Annotated in this window: 20 protein-coding genes; 14 read left to right on the top strand and 6 right to left on the bottom strand. The window is 68.1% G+C overall.

What is annotated here, in order from left to right:
* Window positions 1–96: 96 nt before the first annotated feature.
* Together FHT36_RS02055 and FHT36_RS02050 are read right to left on the bottom strand one after the other, a co-directional pair.
* A complete protein-coding gene (locus tag FHT36_RS02055) occupies window positions 97–432 on the bottom strand; it encodes an antibiotic biosynthesis monooxygenase (RefSeq protein WP_029558383.1) in 336 nt (111 codons plus the stop codon).
* Between the two features lie 40 nt (window positions 433–472).
* Entirely contained in the window at window positions 473–2680 is a 2208-nt protein-coding gene (locus FHT36_RS02050) for a TonB-dependent hemoglobin/transferrin/lactoferrin family receptor (protein WP_246701974.1), read from the bottom strand.
* 381 nt (window positions 2681–3061) lie between these two features.
* Here FHT36_RS02050 and FHT36_RS02045 point away from each other — a divergent pair, with 381 nt between their 5' ends.
* From FHT36_RS02045 to FHT36_RS02035, 3 genes are read left to right on the top strand one after another with little or no spacing between them, the layout of a single operon-like run.
* Complete coding sequence (locus FHT36_RS02045) at window positions 3062–3922, top strand: hemin ABC transporter substrate-binding protein (RefSeq protein WP_407077057.1); 861 nt, start codon at window positions 3062–3064, stop codon at window positions 3920–3922.
* The gene (locus tag FHT36_RS02040; RefSeq protein WP_210257533.1) at window positions 3919–5004 is read left to right on the top strand and encodes an iron ABC transporter permease; all 1086 of its coding nucleotides are present in this window, start codon (window positions 3919–3921) and stop codon (window positions 5002–5004) included. Before FHT36_RS02045 ends, FHT36_RS02040 begins: the two co-directional genes overlap by 4 nt.
* 2 nt (window positions 5005–5006) lie before the next feature.
* On the top strand, window positions 5007–5783 hold the full coding sequence (locus FHT36_RS02035; RefSeq protein WP_169120689.1) for a heme ABC transporter ATP-binding protein: 777 nt from the start codon (window positions 5007–5009) through the stop codon (window positions 5781–5783).
* A 36-nt stretch (window positions 5784–5819) separates the two neighbouring features.
* On the opposite strand, the gene FHT36_RS02030 is transcribed toward FHT36_RS02035, so the two are convergent.
* A complete protein-coding gene (locus FHT36_RS02030) occupies window positions 5820–6293 on the bottom strand; it encodes a peroxiredoxin (protein ID WP_169120687.1) in 474 nt (157 codons plus the stop codon).
* Between the two features lie 259 nt (window positions 6294–6552).
* Between FHT36_RS02030 and FHT36_RS02025 the strand changes: the two genes are divergently transcribed.
* The 11 genes from FHT36_RS02025 to FHT36_RS01975 all read left to right on the top strand — a co-directional run bounded on the left by FHT36_RS02025 (window position 6553) and on the right by FHT36_RS01975 (window position 22394).
* Window positions 6553–10050, top strand: coding sequence for a DUF3971 domain-containing protein (locus FHT36_RS02025; protein WP_169120685.1), 3498 nt, complete (start codon window positions 6553–6555; stop codon window positions 10048–10050).
* Between the two features lie 302 nt (window positions 10051–10352).
* Window positions 10353–12494: a sodium-translocating pyrophosphatase gene (locus tag FHT36_RS02020; RefSeq protein WP_169120683.1), complete on the top strand. Its 2142-nt coding sequence runs from the start codon at window positions 10353–10355 to the stop codon at window positions 12492–12494.
* Between the two features lie 95 nt (window positions 12495–12589).
* Window positions 12590–13219: a trimeric intracellular cation channel family protein gene (locus FHT36_RS02015; RefSeq protein ID WP_169121463.1), complete on the top strand. Its 630-nt coding sequence runs from the start codon at window positions 12590–12592 to the stop codon at window positions 13217–13219.
* A 61-nt stretch (window positions 13220–13280) separates the two neighbouring features.
* On the top strand, window positions 13281–14579 hold the full coding sequence (locus FHT36_RS02010; protein ID WP_210257532.1) for an NCS2 family permease: 1299 nt from the start codon (window positions 13281–13283) through the stop codon (window positions 14577–14579).
* 321 nt (window positions 14580–14900) lie between these two features.
* On the top strand, window positions 14901–15332 hold the full coding sequence (gene secG / locus FHT36_RS02005) for a preprotein translocase subunit SecG (RefSeq protein ID WP_169120681.1): 432 nt from the start codon (window positions 14901–14903) through the stop codon (window positions 15330–15332).
* A gap of 117 nt (window positions 15333–15449) precedes the next feature.
* Window positions 15450–17078 carry a CTP synthase gene (locus tag FHT36_RS02000; RefSeq protein ID WP_024279177.1) on the top strand — a complete coding sequence of 543 codons (1629 nt, stop codon included), beginning with the start codon at window positions 15450–15452 and terminating at the stop codon, window positions 17076–17078.
* A gap of 224 nt (window positions 17079–17302) precedes the next feature.
* Complete coding sequence (locus FHT36_RS01995) at window positions 17303–18175, top strand: VOC family protein (RefSeq protein ID WP_169120679.1); 873 nt, start codon at window positions 17303–17305, stop codon at window positions 18173–18175.
* 132 nt (window positions 18176–18307) lie between these two features.
* Entirely contained in the window at window positions 18308–18625 is a 318-nt protein-coding gene (gene sugE / locus FHT36_RS01990) for a quaternary ammonium compound efflux SMR transporter SugE (RefSeq protein WP_169120677.1), read from the top strand.
* A gap of 212 nt (window positions 18626–18837) precedes the next feature.
* Window positions 18838–19704: a 3-deoxy-8-phosphooctulonate synthase gene (gene kdsA / locus FHT36_RS01985; protein WP_169120675.1), complete on the top strand. Its 867-nt coding sequence runs from the start codon at window positions 18838–18840 to the stop codon at window positions 19702–19704.
* Window positions 19705–19893: 189 nt separating this feature from the next.
* The gene (locus tag FHT36_RS01980; RefSeq protein WP_169120673.1) at window positions 19894–21264 is read left to right on the top strand and encodes a glutamate--cysteine ligase; all 1371 of its coding nucleotides are present in this window, start codon (window positions 19894–19896) and stop codon (window positions 21262–21264) included.
* Window positions 21265–21467: 203 nt separating this feature from the next.
* Window positions 21468–22394, top strand: a complete 927-nt coding sequence (locus FHT36_RS01975; protein ID WP_169120671.1) for a DMT family transporter — start codon at window positions 21468–21470, stop codon at window positions 22392–22394.
* Window positions 22395–22399: 5 nt separating this feature from the next.
* Here FHT36_RS01975 and FHT36_RS01970 read toward each other — a convergent pair whose 3' ends face one another.
* The 3 genes from FHT36_RS01970 to fdxA form a co-directional block, all read right to left on the bottom strand.
* Window positions 22400–23599 carry an amidohydrolase family protein gene (locus FHT36_RS01970; protein WP_169120669.1) on the bottom strand — a complete coding sequence of 400 codons (1200 nt, stop codon included), beginning with the start codon at window positions 23597–23599 and terminating at the stop codon, window positions 22400–22402.
* Between the two features lie 104 nt (window positions 23600–23703).
* Entirely contained in the window at window positions 23704–24477 is a 774-nt protein-coding gene (locus FHT36_RS01965; protein WP_169120660.1) for a ferredoxin--NADP reductase, read from the bottom strand.
* 18 nt (window positions 24478–24495) lie between these two features.
* A complete protein-coding gene (gene fdxA / locus FHT36_RS01960) occupies window positions 24496–24828 on the bottom strand; it encodes a ferredoxin FdxA (RefSeq protein WP_169120658.1) in 333 nt (110 codons plus the stop codon).
* Between the last annotated feature and the right edge of the window lie 195 nt (window positions 24829–25023).

Here is a 25023-nt window from a genome sequence, read left to right as displayed (position 1 = left end):
CTCTCCTCCTGCCGCGAAACCCGGCAAAAGAAACCCGGCGCGGACATTCGGTCCGGCCGGGCTGGAGGTAACACCGTGGTTCGGGTCGGTGGGCCCTCAGGCCGCCTTCTCGCCGGGGGTGAGCGAGAGCACCGACTCAAATCCTTCAAACTCCGGACCGCCGATATAGTTCACGCGGTTGGATGACGCACCCGCGTCGCGGTGGGCGAGGCGGAAGGCCTCGGACTTGGTCCAGGCCTCGAAATCGGCCTTCCCGGCCCAGACGGTGTGGGAGATGTAAAGGGTATATTCCTCCTTCTCCGGCCCGCGGCACAGGTCGAAGGCAACGAAGCCGGGCACGGCGGCAATGTAGGTGTCGCGCTCGCGCCAGACCCGCTCGAACTCGGCCTCGGACCCGTGCTTCACCTTGAACCTGTTAGTGGCAATGAACATTTCGACACTCCGTGTTGCAATGGGATGGGCTGGTGGCCGCCTATTTCACCGGATAGGGCGTCGCCGCCGCGATGGTGTCGGCGCCGATCTTGAACTTGAGGCCGGCCTTCGCGGTGATGCCAGCGCTCGGCAGGAACTGCTGGTACTGAACGTACTGCTCGTTGAAGAGGTTCTCAACGGAGAGCTGGGCGAGCACGTTCGGATCCTGCTGGTAGCCGAGATAGACGTTCACGAGGTTGAAGCTCGGCGTCGGCTCGTAGGGGGAATCGGCGGGCAGGTCAGCCGCGGTCTTGGCCGCCACCCACTGCCAGCGCACCGAGACGGTGAGCTTGTTGTCGAAGAAGCGCGCGCCCAGCGTGGTGGCGATGGTGTTGGGCATCACGTTGGCGAGGGGCTGGCCGTTGTTGGTGTTCTCGCCCTCGGACACGGTGGCGTTGAAGCCCGCGAACCAGACGCCGGCGTCGTAATTGCTCTCGAACTCGAAGCCGCGCAGGCGGGCGTTGGCGATGTTCTGGTACTGGTAGTTGGCATAGGTGCCGAACGGCGTCTTGTCGTAGCCGACCAGCTCGATGTAATCCTCCACATCGTTCTGGTAGACGTTGGCCTTGGCGCGGAACTTGTCGCCCTTGGTGAAGATGTCGTCGAACCGGAGATTGAGACCGATTTCCTTGTTCTTGCCAATTTCCGGCTTGAGATAGGGGTTCGGCACGAAGCAGAACACGCCGAAGCTGCCATCCGGGCAGAAGACCAGCGGGATGTTCGGCGGGTGCGCGCCGTTCACCAGCGTCTCGGTGACGGCGGGCGCGCGATATCCTTCCGCGAAGGTGCCGTAGAGCGTCACCCACTGCCACGGCGTCAGGCCCACCGTGATCTTGGGCGAGAGGTGGTCGCCGCTGGTGGAAACGCCGTCGCCGCTCAGATTGTAGGTGTCGTAGCGCAGCGCGCCGATGGCCTCGAACCAGGTGGAATAATTGGCCTTCCACTGGATGAAGGCGCCGCCCACGCCACGCTCGCCGGACGGGTTGTAGCCGTCGCCGAAGCCGTAATTGTCCACGTTGTCCACGTCATCGTGGAAATAGTCGCCACCGATGGTGATGGCGTTGCGGATGTCGGCGAAGGTGAAGCGCGAGGTGTTGTTGATGTCGAAGCCCAGGGTGTCGATGGTGAAATAGCGGGGATCGCCGACCGAGCCGGTGATGGAGCTGGGCGTGCCCGCCACCTTCAGCTGATCCTGCTTCACCCGGTTCCAGTAGATCTGGCTGCGCCAGTCGAAAATGTTGTCGTCGGGGTTGGTGTAGTTCCAGCTCGCCGTCAGGGTCTGGTTGAGAACGGTTGTGCCGTACTGGGTGGAGCCGGAGGGAATCTCGTTGTTCACCAGCGCGGCGTTGTAGGTGGTGTAATCGGCGCTGTAATTGATGCCGGTGATCTTCACCTCGTGATGGTCCGCCGGCCGGAAGGTCAGCTTGGCGACGCCGGTCCAGATGTCGGAGCCGGTGCCGGGCACCACGTTGCCGTCGCCGTCCGTATAGTCGCCCTGCGAGCGGTAGGTGCCGCCGAAGAACAGGTCGATGTTCGGGTTCACTTTCGCCGCCGCGAACAGGGCGCCGTAGCCCATCGGCCCGTTGGAGCCGAACTCACCGGCGGATTCCACACCCCAGGTCTGGCTGGGCTTGATGATGTCGTTGGCGTCCTTGGTGCGGAAGGTCACCACGCCGCCGATGGCGCCGGAGCCGTAGATGTTGGCCACCGGGCCGCGCACCACGTCCACGTCCGCCAGAAGTCCGGGCTCCAGGAAGAAGGAACCGGCGCCGGTGCCGTGGCCCAGCTGGGTGAAGTTCTGCCGCGCGCCGTCGATGAACACCGCAACGCGGCCGTAATCCTCCATGCCGCGGATATTGATGGAAGCCTGCGTGGAATTGCCGTTCTGGATGACGGTGGTGCCCGGCATGCCGAAGAACACGTCCTGCGTGCGCGACGGCATCAGCTGTTCGAGATCGTCCGGCCGCACCACGCTGATCGCGGCGAGCGCGTCGATGGCGCGCTCTTCCGTGAGGCTGGCGGCCACCGTGATGGTGTCGAGGGAGATGGCAGTCGTGTCGTCGGTCGGGCCGGCATCCGGCGCGCTCTGGGCGCGCAGCGGCGTGGCCATCAGGACGGCACAGAGAGCCACGCCCGCGAGCAGCGCCTCTTTCCCGCGGCGATGTCCTTCGCCCTTGAACACGGCCATGCGCTGCGGTTCTCCCGCCATGATCTTCTCCCCGGCTGATGTTCGGAGGCTGGCTGGCGTCGATCCGGAAGCCGGGGACGTGGCGGGCCGCAGGCGTGTTGCCTGACACGATTTGGCTACCGTTGCGCCACGGGAGCGTCAAGAAGAATACATCCAACTTGCCAATGAACTGAAATAACGTCAGAGACTGTTGCGTGTCCGGCACGTAAAGGCGTGATCGATCGATATTGGAATAAATAAAAGAAAGGCGAATCGTCCTCGTGAAGACTCGCCATTCGAAAATGGAGTTGCTCTAATTCCATGTTGTTCCGGCCTCAGAAAGCTATCCGCGCGTGCCGCCGTGCGGCGCGTCTTGCCGTCCTTGGTGCGGCCGTCGCTGTCCTTGTTGCCGTAACCGGCTTGGTGCCACGGGGCGCGGCGGCCCAGCCGCAAGGGGCAACGCAGCCGCGGATCGTCTCCATCGGCGGCGCGGTGACCGAGATCCTGTTTGCGCTCGGCCTCGGCGATCGCGTGGTGGCGGTGGACCAGACCAGCCGCTATCCGGCCGCCGCCCGCCGCCTGCCGGATGTGGGCTATGCGCGCGCATTGTCGCCGGAGGGCGTGCTCTCGGTGGGACCGACGCTGATCCTCGCCATGGAAGGCGCCGGGCCGCCCTCCACCATGGAGGTGCTGAAGCAGGCTTCTGTGCCGGTGGTCGTCATCCCGGACGGGCACGACAGGGAGGCCGTGCTGCGCAAGATCGCGGCGGTGGCGAAGGCGGTGGGCGCGGAGGAAAAGGGCAGGGCGCTCGCAGCCGAGGTGTCGGACGATTTCGCCGCGCTCGATGCCATGGTGAAGGCGCTGCCGGAGCGACCTCGCGCGGTGTTCGTGCTGTCCGCCTCGGGCGGGGCGGCGGTGGTGGGCGGCTCGGATACCAGTGCCGATGCCATCCTGAAGCTCGCGGGCCTCACCAACGCCATGGCGCAGATCAAGGGCTTCAAGCCGGCGCTGGACGAGGCCGCCATGTCGGCGGAGCCGGAGGCGGTGGTGGTGATGCGCGGCGGCGGGCAGGTGCTCGACGCCGCCACCGTCTTCGCTCTGCCCGCCTTCGCCGGAACGCCCGCCGCGCGGGACAAGCGCCTCGTGGCGCTGCCCGGCTCCTATCTGCTCGGCTTCGGCCCCCGCACGCCGCGCGCGGCGCGCGATCTCGCGGCGGCGCTGCACCCGGGCGCGAAGCTGCCGGAGCTGCCGGCCCGGTCCTGGAGCGCGGAGCCGGACCAATGAGCATGGATGGCGTTGCCATGGCCACGGCGGAGGCGGGAACGCGCGGGCGTCCGGTGACGGCGGGGCTCACCCTGTTCGCGGTGCTGGCGGTTGCGGCCTTCGTCGGCGCGCTCGCCATCGGCCCGTTCACCATCGCCCCCGGCCGGGTGTTCGCCGTGCTGTGGGACTGGATCACCGGCGCGGCGCCGGCCGGTTCATTGCGCGAGCGCATCGTGGTTCTGGATGTGCGCCTGCCCCGCGCTATCGTCGGTGCGCTGGCCGGCTCGGGCATGGCCGTGGCGGGGGCGCTGATGCAGGGCGTGTTCCGCAATCCGCTCGCCGATCCCAGCCTTGTCGGCGTGGCGCCGGGGGCGGCGCTGGCGGCGGTGGCCTTCGTCGTGTTCGGCGCGCCGCTCCTCGCATTGTTGCCGCAGCCGCTGCAGGTGGTGGGGCTGCCGCTCGCCGCCTTCGCGGGCGGGCTGGTGACCACCCTCGTCATCGCGCGGCTCGCGGAGCATGACGGGCGCACCTCCGTGGCGACGCTTCTCTTCGCCGGCCTGGCCCTCGGGGCGCTGGCCAGCGCCGGCACGGGGGTGATGGTGTTCCTCGCCTCCGAACAGCAGACGCGGGATTTCCTGTTCTGGACCCTCGGCAGTCTCGGCGGCGCCACCTGGATGAAGGCGGCGCTCGCCGCGCCCTTCGTGCTGGGCCTTCTCGCCATCGCCGTCGGCCTTGCGCGGGGGCTCGATGCGCTGGCGCTGGGCGAGGCGGAGGCGTTTCACGCCGGCGTCTCGGTGGAGCGGCTGAAGCGCACCGCCGTTGTCGCCGTCGCGGCGGGGGTGGGGGCGGCCGTGGCGGCGACGGGTGTCGTCGGTTTCGTCGGGCTGGTGGTGCCGCATCTCGCGCGGCTGGTGATCGGGCCATCCCACCGCGCGCTGGTGCCGGCCTCGGCCTTGCTCGGGGCGGCGGTGCTGCTCGGCGCAGATATTCTCGCCCGCATGATCGCCGCTCCGGCCGAACTGCCGCTGGGCGTCGTGACTGCACTGGTCGGCGCGCCCTTCTTCCTGTGGCTGCTGCTGAAGCGCCGGGCGTTCGTGGGGTGAACATGTATCGCGCAGAGACTGTCACCGTCACCGCCTCCAGCCGCCGCCTCGTGGATGGCGCGAGCATCACCGTGCGGCCGGGGCGCGTCACAGTGCTGGTGGGGCCGAACGGCGCCGGCAAGTCGACCCTGCTCAAGGCCATGTCCGGCGAGCACCGGCTCGCCACCGGGCAGGTGACGCTGGACGGCGTTTCCATCCACGACATGCGACCGCTGGAGCTGGCGCGGCGCCGGGCGGTGCTGCCGCAGGCGGCGGAGGTGGCCTTTCCGTTCACCGCCGCCGAGGTCATCACCGCCGGCCTCATGGCCGGGGAGGGGCATGATCGCGCCCGCATCCTGCGCCTGCTGGCGCGGGTGGACCTGCCCGGCTTCGCCGACCGGCGCTATGACAGCCTGTCAGGGGGCGAGCGGCAGCGGGTGCAACTCGCCCGCATCCTCGCCCAGCTGGACGCAGGCAAGCCCGACGCGCCGGGCTATCTCTTCCTCGACGAGCCCACCGCCAGCCTCGACCTCGCCCACCAGCTCACCGTGCTGAACATCGCCCGCGCCCATGCAGATGCGGGCGGGGGCGTGCTGGCGGTGCTGCATGACCTCAACCTCGCCGCCATGGTGGCCAACGAGATCGTGGTGCTGGCGGGAGGGCGGGTCCGTGCGGCGGGTCCGGTGGCGGAGGTGCTGACCGAGCCGGTGCTGGCGGACGCCTTCGGCATCCGCCTGCGAATCGGGGTGGCCCCGCCCGGCCCCTTCATCCTGCCGCAGAACGTGCAGGCGGCGCAGTAGGGGCAGGCCCGGCGGGCTCCTTGCTCTGAGCCAGGCTCAGCCCAGCTCTTGGGCGGCCTTCAGGACATCGGCGGCGTGGCCGTCCACCTTCACCTTGGGCCAGGTCTTCGCCACCTTGCCGTCGCGGCCGATGAGGATCGTGGCGCGCTCGATGCCCATGTACTTGCGCCCGTACATGCTTTTTTCCACCCACACGCCATAGGCCTCGAGCATGGCCTTGTCGGGGTCGGAGCCCAGCGCGAAGCCCAGGCTGTACTTGTCGCGGAACTTGTCCTGCGCCTTCACCTGGTCGGCGGAGACGCCGAGGATGTCGGTGTCGGCCGCGGCGAACTCCGCCTTCAGGCCGTTGAAGGCAATGGCTTCCTTGGTGCAGCCGGGCGTGTCAGCCTTGGGGTAGAAATAGACCACCAGCTTGCGGCCCTTGAAATCCTTCAAAGAAACGGTACCGCCCCCATCACGGGTGAGCGAGAAAGCAGGCGCCTTGGCGCCAACCTCCGGGAAACTGGACATTCCGCCTTCCTTTCGACGTGTTCGGCGCCATACGGGGCTGCTCAAATGCAAGCCCACAAGATGGCCGCCTTCTTGGGCCAGATGGTATCATCGAGGGAGTTGATCCACCTCATCTTTACGAGACGAGAGCAGGTTAGGGTCATTTCTTGCGGGCCGGAGGCGAATCGAAGCGCAATCCGGAGGGCACCGCGGGACCATCACCGGGTTGCGGACGAACGGCCGGGAACGGCCGAAGCGGTAGAGGGAAGGTCCAGACGGAATGGAGTTTCGGCAGGAGAGGCCGGCGGGGGCGCGGCGCGAGCCTAAGCGGTCCCGCTTCCGGGGCATTGTCGGTGCGCTGACCCCGCGCAGCCGTGCCGCGCGCCTGTTTACCGGCCTGTGCCTCGTCCTGATCGCCCTCGGCGGCGTCGCCGCCGTCACCCTCTACGTGCTCATTGCCACCGGCATGGTCACCGCCAACCTCGCCACGCCCTATATTGAGCGGGCGCTGGAAGAGCGTATCGGCGGCGGCCACAAGGTGAGCATCGGCGCGACAACCATGGAGACGGTCGGCCACGGTGCGACCGTCGTGGTGGTACACGATATTCGCGTCACCGGCCCCGACGGCCAGCTGGTCGCCAGCGCGCCGAGCGCCGAGGTGGAGCTGGAAGGCTCCATCCTGTCGCTCATGCCGAAGGCACGGCGCATCGATCTGGTGGGCGCGGAAATGACCGTGCGCATCGCCCCCACCGGACAGGTGGCGGTGGCCACCGGCCGAGGCGCGAAAGCCATTCCGGCCGGCCCATCCCCCCGCACCGGGGCAAATCCCGCCGCTACGCCTTCCGCCACTCCGGCCGCCGCGCCCGAGCAGACGGCACCGGCTGCGGCCGATGCGGCCTCCGCCGGCGATATCGATCCGCTGAAGCCTGTCGCGCTCACCCGTTGGATGGCGGACCTCGAAACCGCTGGTTTCGATGGCGGTGCCCTGGCGGACGTGGGCCTCAAGGACGGCACGGTGATCGTAGAGAACGAGGGGGCCGGCCGCCGTATCGTCTTCCAGCACATGAGCGTCCGGCTGGCGCGTCCGCGCGGGGGCGGCGCGGAGCTGACCTTCACCACCCAGTCGCCGCAGGGCGTCGCGACCGCCGTCGCCCGCGTCAGCCCCGCCCAGGATGGCCAACGCGGCATCGACGTGTCCATCCGGAACGTCTCGACCCGCGATCTGCTGCACGCCTTCGTGCAGGACCAGCGACGCTTCTATATCGACACCCCGCTCAACGCCTCCTTCTCCGCGCGCGTTGCCCTCGACGGCGCGCTCACGTCCGCGGATGCGAGCCTCGACCTCGGCGCCGGCGCGCTGGGCAGCGGCGAGGACCCGGAAGAGCGCTTCGTCATCGACCGCGCCCGCATTGTGGCCAAGCTGGATGTGGCGCGCCGGGTGATCGTGGTCGCCCCCATCGAGGCGGTGAAGAGCCAGAATCTCATCGAATTGGCGGGCGAAATCCACGTGCCGGCCAAGGCGCAGGAGCCCTGGCCGTTCCAGATGGGGCCGAAGCAGATCGTGTTTCAGGGCCCGGAGATGCCCGAGCCCCCGCTCGTCATCACCAAGGTGGACGTGTCCGGCCGGTTCGATCCGCCGAGCCGCCAGATCGTGGTGGACCAGGGCCTGCTGGGCGCCTCCACCGCGAGCTTCAGCTTCACCGCCTTGTTCGATTTCGGCGTGCCCATTCCCTACCTGAAGTTCGATGGCGTCGCCTCGTCCATGCCGGTGGCGACGGTTAAGCGATTCTGGCCGGTGAACATCGCGCCGCCCGCCCGCCAGTTCGCGGTGGAGAACGTCTCCGGCGGCACGGCGGAAGGCATCTCGGTCGCGGTGAAACTGCCGCTCGACCTCATCGGCCAGAAGCAGGTGCCGCTCCCCGAGGACGGCGTGCGCTTCACCATCACCGGCAAGGGCGTGACGATCCGGCCGGTGAAGGGCCTGCCGCCCATCACCAATTCCAGCCTCGCCATCCTCGTCACCGGCCGCTCGGTGCGCATCACCATGCCCGACGGCACGGTGGTGACGCCGCAGAACCGCAAGATTGCGGTGAGCGACGGGGTGATGCTGATTCCCGATTATTTCCCGCGCGAGCCCTCCGCGCAGATCCGGGTGAATTTCAACGGCCCCGCCGACGCTGGCATCGAGGTGCTGGGCATGGAGCCGCTGAAGGGGCCCCAGGGCACCGCCTTCGATCCCTCCACCACGCGCGGCCGGCTCTCGGCGCTGCTGCAGGTGAACATGATCTTCCGCAAGGTGCCGCTGCCGGAGGATCTCGACTATTCGCTGGAGGCGAACCTCACCGACTTCGGCGTGGACAAGGTGTTCCGCGGCCAAAGGCTGGAGGGCGCGACGGTGAAGGCCTTCGCCTCGCCCGCCGGCATCGTCCTGCGCGGCGAGGGCAAGCTCGCCGGAGCGCCGCTCGCCTTCGAGTACGAGAAGAAGAAGGACGCGGCCGATTCGGACATCCGCGTCTCCGCCACCCTCGACGATGCCGCCCGCGGCAAGCTGGGCGTGGACATTCCCGGCGTCAGCGGTCCCGTGACCGTTCGGCTGGTGGGCACCACCAACAACAAGGACACCCGGGCGAGCATCGAAGGCGACCTGACCCAGGCGCGGATCGCCGATCTCATTCCCGGCCTCAGCAAGCCCGCCGGCAAGCCGCTCAAGGCCCGCTTCACGGTGAACGACAAGGGCAACTCCGTCCGCCTCGACGACATGGTGATCGACGGCTCGGGCACCCTGCTCAAGGGCAACATCGAACTGTCCGACAACGGCGAGCTTTTGGGCGCGGCCTTCCCGACCTTCCAGCTCTCCGACGGCGACAAGGCGTCGGCCAAGGCGGAGCGCGTCGGCTCGGTGTTGAAGATCCGCATCACCGGCGAGGTGATGGACGCCCGCGGCATCATGAAGAGCCTCGTCAGCGGCCCGCCCACGGACAAGCGCAAGTCGCAGGACGTGGACGTGGAGGCCCGCATCGGCGCGCTCACCGGCAATAATGGCGAGGTGCTGCGCCAGTTCGACCTCTCCACCACGCGGCGCGGCGTCGAGATGCGGGATTTCACCCTCACCGCCAAGACGGGCCGGGACGGCACGGTGGCCGGCGAGATGCGCACCTGGCAGGGGCGCGAGCGGGCGCTGCAGGTCACCACCTCGGATGCCGGCGCGCTGTTCCGCTTCCTGGACATCTACGCCAAGATGCAGGGCGGTGAGGCGTGGCTGGTGGTTGATCCCCCGCGCAGCGACAACACGCCGCAGGAAGGCGTGCTGCACCTCAGCGACTTCTCCATCAAGGGCGAGCCCGGCCTCGAACGCCTCTCCAGCGCTGCCCGCGACAGCTCCGGCCGCATCGAGAACGGCACCGCCGCCTTCGAGAAGGCGCAGGCCCAGTTCTCCCGCTCGACCGGCAAGATCGTCTTCAAGGAAGGCGCCATCTGGGGCCCCTCGGTGGGTGCCACCTTCGACGGCTCGCTGGATTTCGCCGCCGACCGCATCAACATGCGCGGCACCTTCGTGCCGGCCTACGCGCTCAACAACATATTCTCCAAGCTGCCGGTCATCGGCCTGTTCCTCGGCGGGGGACCCAATGAGGGCCTGGTGGGCGTGACCTTCGAGGTCGTCGGCCCGCTGTCCACGGGACCGACTCTGCGCATCAACCCCATCTCGGCCGTGGCGCCGGGCTTCCTGCGCAAGATCTTCGAATTCCGCGATTCGACCGGAACCCCGCCCACTCGGTGAGGGTCGCGTTCCCCGGACCAGCGACGGCAGGCCGGAGCGCCGATCCGGGGTACAGGGGAAATGACGGCGAAGCCGGCAAGGCCTGAAGGTCTCCCCGCTGGAGCCGCCTTCGGCGAAGCTTTGCGCGGGGTCCCGGATCACATTCCGCTGCGCTCCATGCGTCCGGGGCAATTGTGCGACGGTCTCATGAAACCGCCCCAAGGTGCGACGCTTTGCCCAAACGCCCCTTGCGATGGCCCACGGCACCCCTCACACTCCGCCCATAAACATAATTGGCAGGAAACGTAGTGAGGGTGGGATAGATGCTGGCTCTGGTGCTCATCATCGTCTGCGGCCTCTTGGCCGTGGCGTACGGCGTATGGACGATCAAAGGGTTGATGGAGGCGGACCCGGGAACCGCCAGGATGCAGGAGATCGCGTCCGCCATCGCTGAAGGCGCGCAGGCCTATTTGCGCCGGCAATACGCCACCATCGGCGTCGTCGGTGCGGTCATCTTCGTCCTCGTGGGCGTGTTCCTCGGCTGGCTGGTGGCCATCGGCTTCGCGCTGGGCGCCATTCTCTCCGGCCTTGCCGGCTTCATCGGCATGAACGTCTCGGTACGCGCCAACGTGCGCACCGCGCAGGCTGCGACGCTCTCGCTGGCCGGCGGCCTCGACCTCGCCTTCAAGGCGGGCGCGGTCACCGGCCTTCTGGTGGCCGGCCTCGCGCTGCTCGGCGTCAGCGTCTACTTCCTCGTCCTCACCGGCTTCCTCGGCTTCGCGCCGAACAGCCGCACGGTGGTGGACGCGCTGGTGGCGCTGGGCTTCGGTGCCTCGCTCATCTCCATCTTCGCCCGTCTCGGCGGCGGCATCTTCACCAAGGGCGCGGACGTGGGCGGCGACCTCGTCGGCAAGGTGGAAGCCGGCATTCCCGAGGACGACCCGCGCAACCCGGCCACCATCGCCGACAACGTGGGCGACAATGTCGGCGACTGCGCCGGCATGGCGGCCGACCTGTTCGAGACCTATGCGGTGACGGTGGTCGCCACCATGGTGCTCGCGGCCATCTTCTTCGCCGCGAACCCGGCGACGCTCGCCACCATGATCGTCTATCCGCTGGCCATCGGCGGCGCGTGCATCCTCACCTCCATCGCCGGCACCTATTTCGTGCGGCTGGGGGCGAACTCCTCCATCATGGGCGCGCTCTACAAGGGCCTCATGGCGACGGCGGGCTTCTCCGTCATCGCGCTGGCGGTGGTGACCTGGCTGCTGCCCGGGTTCGGGCCGATCCAGGGGGCCGGCTATACCGGCACGGCGCTGTTCCTCAGCGGCCTCGTCGGCCTCGCGGTGACCGGCGCCATCGTCGTCATCACCGAATACTACACCGGCACCGGCTATCGCCCGGTCGTGTCCATCGCCCAGGCCTCGGTCACCGGGCACGGCACCAACATCATCCAGGGCCTCGCCGTCTCGCTGGAATCGACGGCGCTCCCGACCCTCGTCATCATCGCCGGCATCCTGTGCGCCTACGGCCTTGCCGGCCTGTTCGGCATCGCCATCGCCGCCACCACCATGCTCGGCGTCGCTGGCATGATCGTGGCCCTCGATGCCTTCGGCCCGGTGACGGACAATGCCGGCGGCATCGCCGAGATGGCGGGCCTGCCCAAGGAGGTGCGCCAGTCCACCGACGCCCTCGACGCGGTGGGCAACACCACCAAGGCGGTGACGAAGGGCTACGCCATCGGCTCCGCCGGCCTCGGCGCGCTGGTGCTGTTCGCCGCCTACAACCAGGACCTCAAGTTCTTCATCTCGCAGGCGGCGCCGGGCTCCTACTTCGCGGGGGTCGCGCCCAACTTCTCGCTGGAGAACCCCTATGTGGTGGTCGGCCTGCTGTTCGGCGGCCTGCTGCCCTATCTCTTCGGCGCCATGGGCATGACAGCCGTGGGCCGCGCGGCCGGCGCCATCGTGGAAGAGGTGCGCCGGCAGTTCCGCGAGAAGCCGGGCATCATGGCCGGCACTGAGAAGCCGGACTATTCCCGCGCCGTGGACATGCTGACCAAGGCAGCGATCAAGGAGATGATCATCCCCTCGCTGCTACCGGTGCTCTCGCCCATCGTCGTCTATTTCGTCATCTACTTCGTGGCGGGCGGCGGCGTGGCGGGCAAGTCGGCGGCCTTCTCGGCGGTGGGCGCGATGCTGCTCGGTGTCATCGTCACCGGCCTGTTCGTCGCCATCTCCATGACCTCGGGCGGCGGCGCCTGGGACAATGCCAAGAAGTCGTTCGAGGACGGCTTCGTGGACAAGGATGGCGTGCGCCACATGAAGGGCTCTGAAGCCCACAAGGCCTCCGTCACCGGCGACACCGTGGGCGATCCCTACAAGGACACGGCGGGACCCGCCGTGAACCCGATGATCAAGATCACCAACATCGTCGCGCTGCTGCTGCTGGCGGTGCTGGGGCACTGAACCGCCCCGGTTCGCCGGGGACGACACCAAGGCTGCCGCCTGTCCCTGCCGGGGCAGGCGGCGTTTTTGCGCGGGGGCCGATCCTGAATTCGTACATCTCGCCGCAGACCCTGCTCCACATCCTCTATCTCGTCGCCATCGTGGCCGAGGCCATGACGGCGGCGCTCGCCGCCGGGCGGCGGGAGATGGACTGGGTGGGCGTGTTCCTGCTCGGCTGCGTCACCGCGCTGGGCGGCGGCTCGGTGCGGGACGTGCTGCTCGGCAACTACCCGCTGTCATGGGTCGCGCACCCCTCCTACCTCATCGTCACCGGCGGGGCGGCGCTGGGCACGGTCTTCCTCGCCCGCGTCATGGACCATCTGCGGCAGGTGTTCCTCTTCCTCGATGCGGTGGGGCTCGTGGTGTTCACCGTCATCGGCTGCAACGTGGCCATCGGGCTGGGCTTGCCGGTGATCGTGGTGATCGCGGCGGGCATGATCACGGGCTGCGTCGGCGGCGTGCTGCGGGACGTGCTGTGCAACGAGGTGCCGCTGCTGTTCCGCGCCGAGCTCTACGCGACGGTGTCGATTCTCACGGGGCTGCTCTACGTGGCCGGGCCGCTGGCCGGGCTGCCGCAGCCCCTCACCATGGCCATCGCCATGGCCGCGGGCCTGACCCTGCGCCTGCTGGCGCTGCGCTTCGGCTGGAGCATGCCGAAATTCGTCTACACGAAGGACCTGCATTAGCGCCTGCACCGCGCGAACGTTGCTGCTAGCCTCTGCCCGGATACGGGCAGGGCGGCTTCACATGCGCGGACTGATCGAGCGCGTCTTCCAGCTGGAAGCGCATGGCACCACCATTCCGACCGAGGTGGTGGCGGGCATCACCACCTTCCTCACCATGGCCTATATCGTGGTGGTGAACCCGCAGATCATGGCGCAGGCCGGCATCGATGCCGGGGCGGCCTTTACCGCAACCTGCCTCTCGGCAGCGTTCGGCTCGGCCATGATGGGCATCATCGCCAACTACCCCATCGCCGTGGCGCCGGCCATGGGCATCAACGCCTATTTCACCTTCACCGTGGTGCTGGGCATGGGCGTGCCGTGGCAGCAGGCGCTGGGGGCGGTGTTCGTCTCCGGCGTGCTGTTTCTCGCGCTCAGCCTGTTCAAGGTGCGGGAATGGCTGCTCAATTCCATTCCCATGTCGCTCAAGCTCGGCATGGGCACGGGCATCGGCCTGTTTCTCGCGCTGCTCGGCCTGAAGGGTATGGGCGTGGTAGTGGCAAGCCCGGTGACGCTTGTGGCGCTCGGCAACCTTGCCGCTCCGCCCACCTTCATCGCCTGCGGCGGCTTCCTGCTCATGAGCGGCCTTGCGGCGCGGGGCGTGCCGGGGGCGATCCTCATCGGCATTGCGGCAGCGACACTGGCCGGCGTGCCGTTCGGCCTCGTCTCCTTCTCCGGCATCGTCTCGGCCCCGCCCTCGCTCGCACCGACGCTGCTCCAGCTCGACATTGCAGGCGTGCTGCGTCTCTCCATGACCGGGGTGATCGCGGCGCTGTTCCTGCTCGTGCTGCTGGACAATATGGGCACGCTGATCGCCACCCTCTACAAGGGCGGGCTGATGCGGGAGGACGGCTCCGTGCCGCGCCTCGGCCGGGTGCTGATCGCCGATTCGGGCGGCGCCATCGTCGGCTCGGCGCTTGGCACCTCTACGCTCACCTCCTACATCGAAAGCGCTGCCGGCATCGAGGCGGGCGGGCGCACCGGGCTCACCGCCGTGGTGGTGGCGCTCATGTTCCTCGCTTGCCTGCTGTTCGCGCCCCTGGCGCTCGCGGTGCCGGGCTACGCGACTGCGCCGGCGCTGCTGGTGGTCGCCCTCGCCATGATCGGCGCCATGGGCGACCTGCCGTGGGATGACGCCGCCGAAGCCTTCCCCGCTGCCGCGACGGCGCTGGCGGTGGTCTTCACCTTCTCCATCGCCACGGGAATCGGCCTCGGCTTCATCACCTACGTGGCGGTGAACCTCATCGCCGGCCGCTGGCGGCGGATCAGCGGTGCGGTGTGGGTGATCGCGATCGCGTCGGCGGTGTTGCTGGTGATCGAGTAGGGGCGAGAGAGGGAAGGGCGGACCATGACGGGGGAGGGCATCCATCGCTGCCGTTTCGTCGTCATGCTACGGGCCTACTCGTCGCCGGAAGGGTCCCCCGCCCGGCCGGCGGCCCGCCGGGTGAAGGCCAATATGCCCAATCTTTCGTCACGCCTGCAGACGCGGCTGATGACGGGAGTCGAGCATAAGCAATAGCGGGGCCGGGTTGCGCGCATCGCAGGCATCGCGCCGCTCCCGCTCTTCCCTCCCGGCGTCCGATCGTGTAGGGAACCCGCGACCTGCGCGCCGGGGCACCGCTCTGGCGCGAACGTGATGGATTCCATGCAGACGGTTCTCATCGTAATTCACCTGATGGTGGTGCTCGCCCTGATCGGCGTGGTGCTCATCCAGCGCTCGGAAGGCGGCGGCCTTGGCATCGGCGGGGGCGGCGGCGGTTCGGGCGGCGGCTTCTTCACCGCGCGTGGCACGGCCAACGTGCTCACCCGCGCCACCGCGATTCTCGCGCTGATCTTCTTCATCACCTCCCTGTCGCTGACCATCGTGGCCGGCTGGGGGCGCTCTCCGCGCTCCATCCTGCCGCCGGCGCAGCAGAATCAGGGTGGGCCGCAGGTGCCGCAGAGCGGTGGTTCGATTCTCGACCAACTGCGCCAGCAGGCTCCGGCTGCTCCGCAGGGTACCGCTGCCCCTCAGGGTGAGGCCGCTCCGGCTGCGCCCGCAGCGCCGTCCGGCCCGCAGGTTCCGCAGTCCAAGTGATCCGTTCCAGGTGATGTCGCGGCTTCGGCCGCGACATTCCTTCTCCACAGGCGAGGCGAGGCCGGACCCGGTTTCGCCCTCGCCGAATCGCGTTTGCACGAGGTAAGGTCGAGGCCCATGGCGCGCTACATCTTCATCACCGGCGGCGTCGTGTCTTCCCTGGGCAAGGGCCTCGCCTCCGCAGCACTCGGCGCTCTTCTCCAGGCGCGCGGATACACTGTCCGCCTTCGCAAGCTCGACCCCTATCTGAACGTCGATCCGGGCACGATGAGCCCGTATCAGCATGGCGAGGTGTTCGTGACCGATGACGGGGCCGAAACGGACCTCGATCTCGGCCACTACGAGCGGTTCACCGGGCATCCGGCGACCAAGCAGGACAACATCACCACCGGCCGCATCTACCAGGACATCCTGGCCAAGGAGCGCCGTGGCGACTATCTCGGCGCCACCATCCAGGTGATTCCCCACGTCACCAACGCGATCAAGGACTTCGTGCTGGAAGGCAACGAAGGCTTCGACTTCGTGCTGATCGAGGTGGGCGGCACGGTAGGCGACATCGAGGGCCTGCCCTTCTTCGAGGCCACCCGCCAGCTCAAGAACGAGTTGCCCCGCGGCCACGCCATCTTCATCCACCTCACCCTGATGCCGTACATCCCCTCGGCCGGTGAGCTGAAGACCAAGCCGACGCAGCATTCGGTGAAGGAGCTGCGCTCCATCGGCATCCAGCCGGACATCCTGCTCTGCCGCACCGACCGCGAGATCCCGCGCGAGGAGCGCCGCAAGCTCTCGCTGTTCTGTAATGTGCGCGAGACGGCGGTGATCGAGGCGCGGGACGTCGACAACATCTACGCCGTGCCCTCCGCCTACCATGCGGAAGGCCTCGACAAGGAAGTGCTGGCCGCCTTCAACATCGAGCCGGCCCCCGCGCCGAATCTCAAGCGCTGGACCGACATCGAGACCCGCGTGCGCAACCCCGAGGGCGAGGTCACCATCGCCATCGTCGGCAAGTACACGGGCCTGAAGGACGCCTACAAGTCGCTGATCGAGGCCCTCGCCCACGGCGGCATCGCCAACAAGGTGAAGGTCAATCTCGACTGGATCGAGAGCGAGACCTTCGAGCGCGAGGACCCCGCGCCCTTCCTGGAGCACGTCCACGGCATCCTCGTGCCCGGCGGCTTCGGCCAGCGCGGCGCCGAGGGCAAGATTCGCGCGGCCCAGTTCGCCCGCGAGCGGCAGGTGCCCTATTTCGGCATCTGCTTCGGCATGCAGATGGCGGTGATCGAGGCGGCGCGGAACCTCGCCGGCATCGAGAAGGCCAATTCCACCGAGTTCGGCGCCACCCCCGAGCCGGTGGTGGGCCTGCTCACCGAATGGCTGCGCGGCAACGAGCTGGAGCGGCGCAACGCCGCCGGGGACCTCGGCGGCACCATGCGGCTCGGCGCCTACCATGCGGTGCTGGAGCCCGAGACCAAGGTGGAAGGCGTCTATGGCCGGCGCGACATCTCCGAGCGCCACCGTCACCGCTACGAGGTGAACACCGCCTATCGCGAGCGTCTGGAGCAGCACGGGCTGAAGTTCTCCGGCATGTCGCCGGACGGGCTGCTGCCGGAGATCGTGGAATATCCGGAGCATCCGTGGTTCATCGGCGTGCAGTTCCATCCGGAGCTGAAGTCGCGGCCGTTCGAGCCGCACCCGCTGTTCGCGTCCTTCATTCGCGCCGCCAAGGATCAGAGCCGGCTCGTCTGAGCCGTTTCTTTGCAATGGCTTAGGGCGCCGTCCCGGGTTTTCTTCCTCCGGGCGGTAGCCACGTCGCGGCAATTCGCACTAAGCTCCGGCCGGGCCGTCGGGGGGATGCGCCCGCCAACCAGGCGACGCGCGGCCCCTTGCCGTAGCGTTCCTTCCCATGATTCTGCCGTTGCGGAATGCGCGCCCGATGGGGTCGCAGCATCGGCCCGATGAGAGGAGAAGCCATGCGACGCGGCCTCGACCACGTTGTGCACCTCGTCCGCGATCTCGACGCAGCTGGCGAAATCTACGACCTCCTGGGCTTCACCGTGGGTGCCCGCAACCGCCACCCGTGGGGCACGGAAAACCGCATCATTCAGACGCCCGGCTTCTTCATCGAGCTGTTGCAGATCGTCGAGCCGGAGAAGATCCCCGCCGCGCAGGGCAGCGCCTTTTCCTTCGGCGCTTTCAACCAGGATTTCCTCGCCCGCCTCGGGGAGGGCCTCTCCATGCTGGTGCTGGAGGGCTCGGACGCGACGCACGAGAAGGCCGCCTTCGATGCGGACGGCTTCGGCGGGTTCGACATCTTCGATTTCGGCCGCAAGGCGCGTCGACCGGACGGGCAGGAGGTGGAGGTGGGCTTCCGCCTCGCCTTCGCCCGCGATCCCGCGAGCCCGGATTTCGGCGCCTTCACCTGCACCCAGCTCAATCCCGAGAATTTCTGGTCGCCCGACCTCCAGCGCCATTCCAACCAGGTGACGAGTGTCGCCGGCGTGGTGCTGGTGGCCGATGCGCCGGCCGAGCACCAGGCGTTTCTCGAAACCTTCTCCGGCTGTTCGGTACAGCGCGCGCTCGATGCCTGGTACGTGGCGCAGACGCCGCGCGGCTCCATCGACGTGATGTCCCGCGAGATGTTCACCGAGCGCTACGGCGTGCCCGCCCCGGGGGGACCCGGCCTGCGCCTCGCCGCCATCCGCTTTTCCACCCCCGGAGCGCCGGAGCTGCGCCGCTCGCTTGCCGCGCGCCGCATGGTGGAAGAGGCCATCGACGGCATCGTCGTCGTGCCGCCGCGTGCCGCTCTGGGGGCTACCCTGGTTTTCGAGCTGACGCCGGCCTGAGGGTATCGGTTTCACTATCAGGAAAATCATATTACGTCGGACCGGGCGGAGGCCTCCGCCCCCGGGCACGGACGACCGTGACCCTCCTTTGTCGCGCGGCGGGGACGACCCCGCCTCTCGTGGTGTCTGCCCATGGCATGGGTCTATCTGTTCATCGCCGGCCTCACCGAAATCGCGTGGGCCATCGGAATGAAGCAATCGGAAGGGTTTACCCGGCTCTGGCCGAGCTTGTTCACGCTCGGCGCCATCGGGGTGAGCCTGCTGCTTTTGTCCCTCGCGCTCCGGGGCATCCCCATCGGCACGGCCTATGCCGTGTGGGCGGGAATCGGCACGGTGGGCACGGCGGTCGCCGGCATCCTGTTCTTCTCCGAATCGACCGACCTGCTGCGCCTCGCTTCCATCGGCCTCATCGCCGCCGGTATCGTCGGCCTCAAGCTGGTCACGCACTGAACGGCCTTCCCGATCGGCCTTTGCGCGGTCCGGCCTGCTCGCAGCGCCGGACCGCGCGCATTCGCGATTTAGCGAAATGGGGAAAATGCTCTATCAAGGGCGCGCTCCGGCCGCGTCGCCCCGTGCAGCGGCCGGAAAGCTGAATTTATTCTGAGGCTTAAGGACGCTTCCGGTCTGCTGGCGGCGTTCCATGAGCCGTTGAGGGATCGCCCATGACCGTCGCCCCGCCGCCCGTCGCCCCGCAGAGCATCGTCGAGGCCGGCCCCGTGCGCTTCGGCAATGTCCTGCCGCTGACGCTCATCGCCGGCCCCTGCCAGATGGAAAGCCGCGCCCACGCGCTGGAGGTCGCCGCCGCGCTCAAGGAGATCGCGACGCGCCGCAACATCGGCCTCGTCTTCAAGACCTCCTTCGACAAGGCGAACCGCACCTCCCTCTCGGCTGCCCGTGGCCTCGGCCTTCAGGCGGCGCTGCCGGTGTTCGGCGAGATCAAGGAGAGCCTCGGCCTGCCGGTGCTTACCGACGTGCACGAGATCGACCAATGCGCCGCCGCCGCCGAGGTGGTGGACGTGCTGCAGATTCCCGCCTTCCTCTGCCGCCAGACCGACCTTCTCGTTGCCGCCGCCCGCACGGGCCGGGTGGTGAACGTGAAGAAGGGCCAGTTCCTCGCACCGTGGGACATGGCCAACGTGGTCAACAAGCTGACCGGCGCCGGCAATGGCCGCGTGCTGGTGACGGAGCGGGGCGTCTCCTTCGGCTACAACACTCTCGTTTCCGACATGCGCGGCCTACCGATCCTCGCCAAGACCACCGGCGCGCCGGTGGTGTTCGACGCCACCCATTCCGTGCAGCAGCCGGGCGGGCAGGGTACTTCCTCCGGCGGGCAGCGCGAGTTCGTGCCAGTTCTGGCCCGCGCAGCCGTTGCCGTGGGCGTCGCGGCCGTGTTCATCGAGACCCATCCAGACCCGGACAAGGCGCCCTCCGATGGGCCGAACATGGTGCCCCTGGCGAAACTGGAGGAATTGATTACCACCCTTCAGGCCTTCGACGCGGTTGCGAAAGCAAATCCCGTCACCATCTGAGCGGAACCTTGGCCTTCCTTCCGTGCGGTGCGGCGCGCGGACGAGGGCCGGTCCCGCTTGTTCGCCTGTCTGAAGTCCCTGCCGTTCCAGTCCCCGCCTTTCCCGCCCCCGTCGGCCCCGACCCCACGCGCTTGCCTTGACCGAGGTGCCGTGTATGGTCTCGCGCCCCTCCGCTTGAAGAGCTTCCTGATGGCCCGCGACACGCTCGACGCGACCCCGATTTCCGACCGCGGCGAACTCGTCGCCTGGATGGAAGGGGGCTCGAAGCCGGAGCGGTCCTTCCGGATCGGCACGGAGCACGAGAAGATCCCCTTCACCATGGGCCGCCACGAGCCCGTGCCCTATGAGGGGCCGAAGGGTATTCGCAAGCTGCTGGAGGGGATGCGCTCCTTGCTCGGCTGGGAGCCGATCATGGAGGGCGAGACCATCATCGGCCTCGCCGATGTCACCGGCGGCGGGGCCATCTCGCTGGAGCCCGGCGGGCAATTCGAGCTGTCCGGGGCGCCGCTGCGCACCATCCACGAGACCTGCTCGGAGCTGAACGCCCACCTCGCCCAGGTGCGAGAAGTGGCGACGCCGCTCGGCATCGGCTTCCTCGCCATCGGCATGAGCCCCAAGTGGTCGCGCTCCGAGACGCCGGTGATGCCCAAGGGCCGCTACAAGATCATGTCCAACTACATGCCGAAGGTCGGCACGCTCGGCCTCGACATGATGTTCCGCACCTGCACCGTGCAGGTGAACCTCGACTTCTCCTCCGAAGCCGACATGGTGAAGAAGATGCGCGTGGGCCTGGCGCTCCAGCCGGTGGCCACCGCCCTGTTCGCCAACTCGCCCTTCACCGAGGGCAAGCCCAATGGCTTCCTCTCCTTCCGCTCCGAGATCTGGCGCGACACCGACAATGCCCGCTCCGGCATGCTGCCCTTCGCCTTCGAGGAGGGATTCGGCTTCGAGCGCTATGTGGACTACGCTCTCGACGTGCCCATGTATTTCGTGAAGCGCGGCGACCATTACGTGGACGTTGCGGGCACCTCGTTCCGTGATCTTCTCGCCGGCCGGCATCCCCTGCTGCCGGGAGAGACGGCGACGCTCTCCGACTGGATCAACCACCTCTCCACCATCTTCCCCGAGGTGCGCCTGAAGCGCTTCCTGGAGATGCGCGGCGCCGACGCCGGCCCCTCCATCAATCTCTGCGCGCTGCCGGCCTTCTGGGTGGGCCTGCTCTATGACCAGCAGAGCCTCGATGCGGCTTGGGATCTGGTGAAGGACTGGACCGCCGAGGATCGCCAGACGCTTCGGGACGACGTTCCCCGCCTCGCCCTCAAGGCCGAGATCCGCGGCCGGCCGCTGCGCGAGATCGCGCGCGAGGTCCTCAAGCTGTCGCAGGCCGGCCTCAAGCGGCGCGGCTTCCATGACCGGCTGGGGCGCGACGAGACGCGATTCCTGGAGCCGCTGGAACAGGCGGTGCTCACCGGCCGCGCCCCGGCGGAGGAACTGCTGGAGCTGTACCACGGGCCGTGGAACGGCTCGGTGGAGCCGGCATTCGACGCGCTCGCCTACTGATCCAAGCTCCCTGCATCCTGGCGACGCACTGCGCGGGGCTGCCATGCGCTCAGGTCATGGCTGGGAATCGTCTAGCGCCGGGCCGCTCAGGCGCTGATCTTCCGCCCCTCACCGTGGCTCAGCTCAGGCTGGTCGCGCGCCCGCCGCGCGTTGCCGGGGGCAGGGTGACCGCATAGGGTGCACCACCCTCCGGATTCCACTCCATGCATGCCCCACCGCCCCGTACCGACGGACCGCTCGGCCCGCGCGAGCTTCTGCTTTACGCGGTCTGCGTGCTCATTTTCGGCACGGGCTGGCTGCCGCTGAAGCTGCAGCTCGGCGTGGTCGCGCCGGAGGTCTCCGGCGTCTGGCGCTTCGCCGTGGCTGGCTCGGTGATGCTGGGCTTCGTGCTCGTCACGGGCGGGCGGCTCGCCTTCGGCTGGCGCGACCATGTGCTGTTCGCGGGGCTGGGCGCGACGCTGTTCTCGCTCAATTTCGTCAGCTTCTACTATGCCGGCTACCACCTGCCCTCGGGGCTGATGTCCGTCATCTTCGCTCTGTCGGCCATCATCATCCCCGTCCTCTCCGCGCTGTTCCTGCGCGTGCCGCTGCGCCGGCAGATCCTCGGCGGCGCGGTGGCGGGCGTGGTCGGGCTTGCGCTGGTGTTCGGCCCGAGCCTTTCGGAAGGCAAGGGCATCGACGGGGCCGGGGAGGGGCTGGCGCTGGGCCTTGCCGGCACCTTCTTTTTCTCGGTCGGCAGCCTGCTCACCGGCGTCGCCGGGCGGCGGCAATATCCCATCGCCTCGCTGACCACCTGGGGCTTCTTCTACGGCATGCTCGTGTTGCTGGGGATCGCCCTCGTCCACGGCGTGCCGTTCCGGTTCGACTGGAGCCCCGTCTATGTGGGCTCCCTTGCATGCCTCATCATCGTCCAGACGCTGGCGGGCTTTGCCGCCTACAACATGCTGGTGCGGCGCATCGGGGCTAACCGGGCCGGCTACGGCACAGTGGTGTTCCCGCTGGTGGCGCTCGCCATCTCAACCGTGTTCGAGGGCTACCACTGGACGCTGATCTCCGCCGGCGGCATCGCGCTGGTGCTCGCCGGCGTGCTGCTGGTGCTGCGACCCAACCCGGCCCCGCCGGTGGTGTGAGGGCGTCAGCCCTTCACGATCACCGGCATGCGCGTGGCGGGCGGCGTGTTGCGCGAGCGCTGGGTGCGCACGATGCCGTCGATGATGGTCATGCACACGCCGGGCAGGTCGCCGAGGCGCACGCTGTCGAGCAAGGTGGTGCCGGGTGAGTGCTGCGCCTTGTCCATCAGCACGAAATCCGCCGCGCGCCCCACCTCGATCAGGCCGGAATCGAGCGCCCGCATCCGTGCCGTGTTGCCGGTGGCGAGGCAGAAGGCCTCTTCGGCGGGTAGTTCGCCGAGGGAGGAGAGCATGGACACCATGCGCAGGATGCCGAGCGGCTGCACGCCGGAGCCGGCAGGCCCATCCGTGCCGAGGATGACGCGCTGCAGTTCGCCCAGCTCGCGGGCGAGGCGCAGCGTGTAGAGGGCCGAGCGTTCGTTGCCGTTATGGACGATCTCGAGGCCGCGCTTGCAACCCTCGCAGATGCAGCGGATCTGGTTGTCCGGCAGCGCGGTGTGGCCGCCATTGATGTGGCCCACCACATCGGTGTCCGCCTCCAGCACCACGTCCTTGTCGATGAGGCCGGAGCCGGGGATGGAGGGGCCGCCGGTGTGGATGGTGGACTGGATGCCGTACTTGCGCGCCCATCCTACCATCTTGCGGGCGGTGGGGCCGTCCTTCACGCCGCCGAGGCCGACCTCGCCGAGCAGCTTCACGCCGGCGGCGGCCAGTTCCTTGAAATCGTCCTCCACCATCTCGTTCTCGATGACCGGCGCGCCGGCATGCACCTTCACGCCGGACGGGCGGAAGGCCGAGAAGGCGCGCTGGGCGGTGATGGCGAGGGCCTTCACTCCCACCACGTCCCGCGCGCGGCCGGGATAATGCACCTCGCCGGCCGAGATCATGGTGGTGACGCCGCCATGGAGCGAGGAATCGATCCAGTTGATCTGGCTCTGGCGCGGCGTCCAGTCGCCGGCCACGGGGTGGACATGGCTGTCGATGAGGCCGGGGGTCAGCGTGGTGCCGTTGGCGTCGATGAGGGTGGTCGCGCCCTCGGTGTCCACGTCCTTCTCGCGGCCAATGGCGGTGATGCGCCCGTCCAGCGCCACCACCGTGTCGGCGTCCAGAATGGGCTTTGCCAGGTCGCCGCTGAGGAGAAGGCCGATGTTGCGGATCACCAACTTGGTGGGGCCGGCGGGACCCTGGGGCGCGTCGTGGGCCATGCTCTCGTCTCCGGAGGGGGCGCGGCGACGCGCGCCTTTCTGTTTGTAGGCATATGAAGTTTACGCCCGCGCCGGGCCGCTGAAAACCGGGCGCGGGGCGGATTTCACCGCTCGGCGAAAGCCTTTTCGATGACGAAATGCCCCGGCTCGCTGCCCGAGCCTTCGGCAAAGCCGCGGGATTCCAGCAGGGTCTTCAGGTCCACCATCATGGCCGGCGAGCCGCAGATCATTACGCGGTCAGTAGCGGCATCGAGCGGCGGGAGGCCCACGTCCGCGCAGAGCTTGCCACTCTCCAGCAGGGTGGAGATGCGGCCCGTGTTGCGGAAGGGCTCGCGGGTCACGGTGGGGTAATAGAGCAGCTTGGCGGCGATCTCCTCGCCAAGGAATTCGTGGGCCGGCAGCTCCTGTGTGATGAGGTCCTCATAGGCAAGGTCGGCCACGTTCCGGCAGCCGTGCACCAGCACCACCTTCTCGAAGCGCTCGTAGGTCTCGGGATCGCGGATCACCGAGAGGAAGGGGGCTAGGCCCGTGCCCGTGCCGAGCAGATAGAGGTTCTTGCCGGGTAGGAGATTGTCCATCACCAGCGTGCCGGTGGCCTTGCGGCCGACCGTGATCGCGTCGCCCACCTGGATGTGCTGCAGGCGGGAGGTGAGGGGGCCGTTCGGCACCTTGATGGAGAAGAACTCCAGCGTCTCCGCCCAGGCCGGGCTCACCACCGAATAGGCGCGCAGCAGCGGACGGCCGTCCACCTTCAGGCCGATCATGGTGAATTCGCCGGTGCGGAAGCGGAAGCCGGGATCGCGGGTGGTGGTGAAGCTGAACAGGCGGTCGGTCCAGTGATGGACGCTGAGCACCTGCTCCTCAAAGAAATTGCTCATGGTGGTCTCGGGGAGGTTCTAGAGGCTGGCAGGATCGGCGGAGAGGAGGGCGCGCTTGTCCGGCGTGTCCTTCCAGGCATCGGCATCGGCCGGCGGCGCGCCCTTTTCGGTGATGTTGGGCCACACCGCCGCATATTCGGCATTGAGCGCAGTCCATTCGGCGGCGCGCGGGTCGCTGTCCGGGAAGATGGCGGCTGCCGGGCATTCCGGCTCGCAGACGCCGCAGTCGATGCACTCGTCGGGATGGATCACCAGCATGTTCGCGCCGGCATAGAAGCAATCCACCGGGCACACCGCGACGCAATCCATGTAGGTGCAGCGGATGCAGCCTTCGGTCACCACATAGGCCATGGGAATGCCCTCGGCATATTGTTTGTGTACAAATGAAAATAGAGTCGGGTTGCGAAGACTGTCAACGGCTTGCCGGACGCCGGATGCGGCTCTTTTGGGCAGCGGGGCGGGATATTTTGGGCAGGGCGGGACGCTCTTCCATTCACCTCCCGTCATCCCCCGGCTTGTCCGGGGGATCCACGGTGTGGCGGGGCC

It is taken from the genome of Xanthobacter sp. SG618, from assembly GCF_012932745.1.
Taxonomy (GTDB): Bacteria; Pseudomonadota; Alphaproteobacteria; order Rhizobiales; family Xanthobacteraceae; genus Xanthobacter; species Xanthobacter flavus.
The sequence above is the reverse complement of the archived record's forward strand: the minus strand, read 5'-3'. Positions and strand labels throughout refer to the sequence as shown.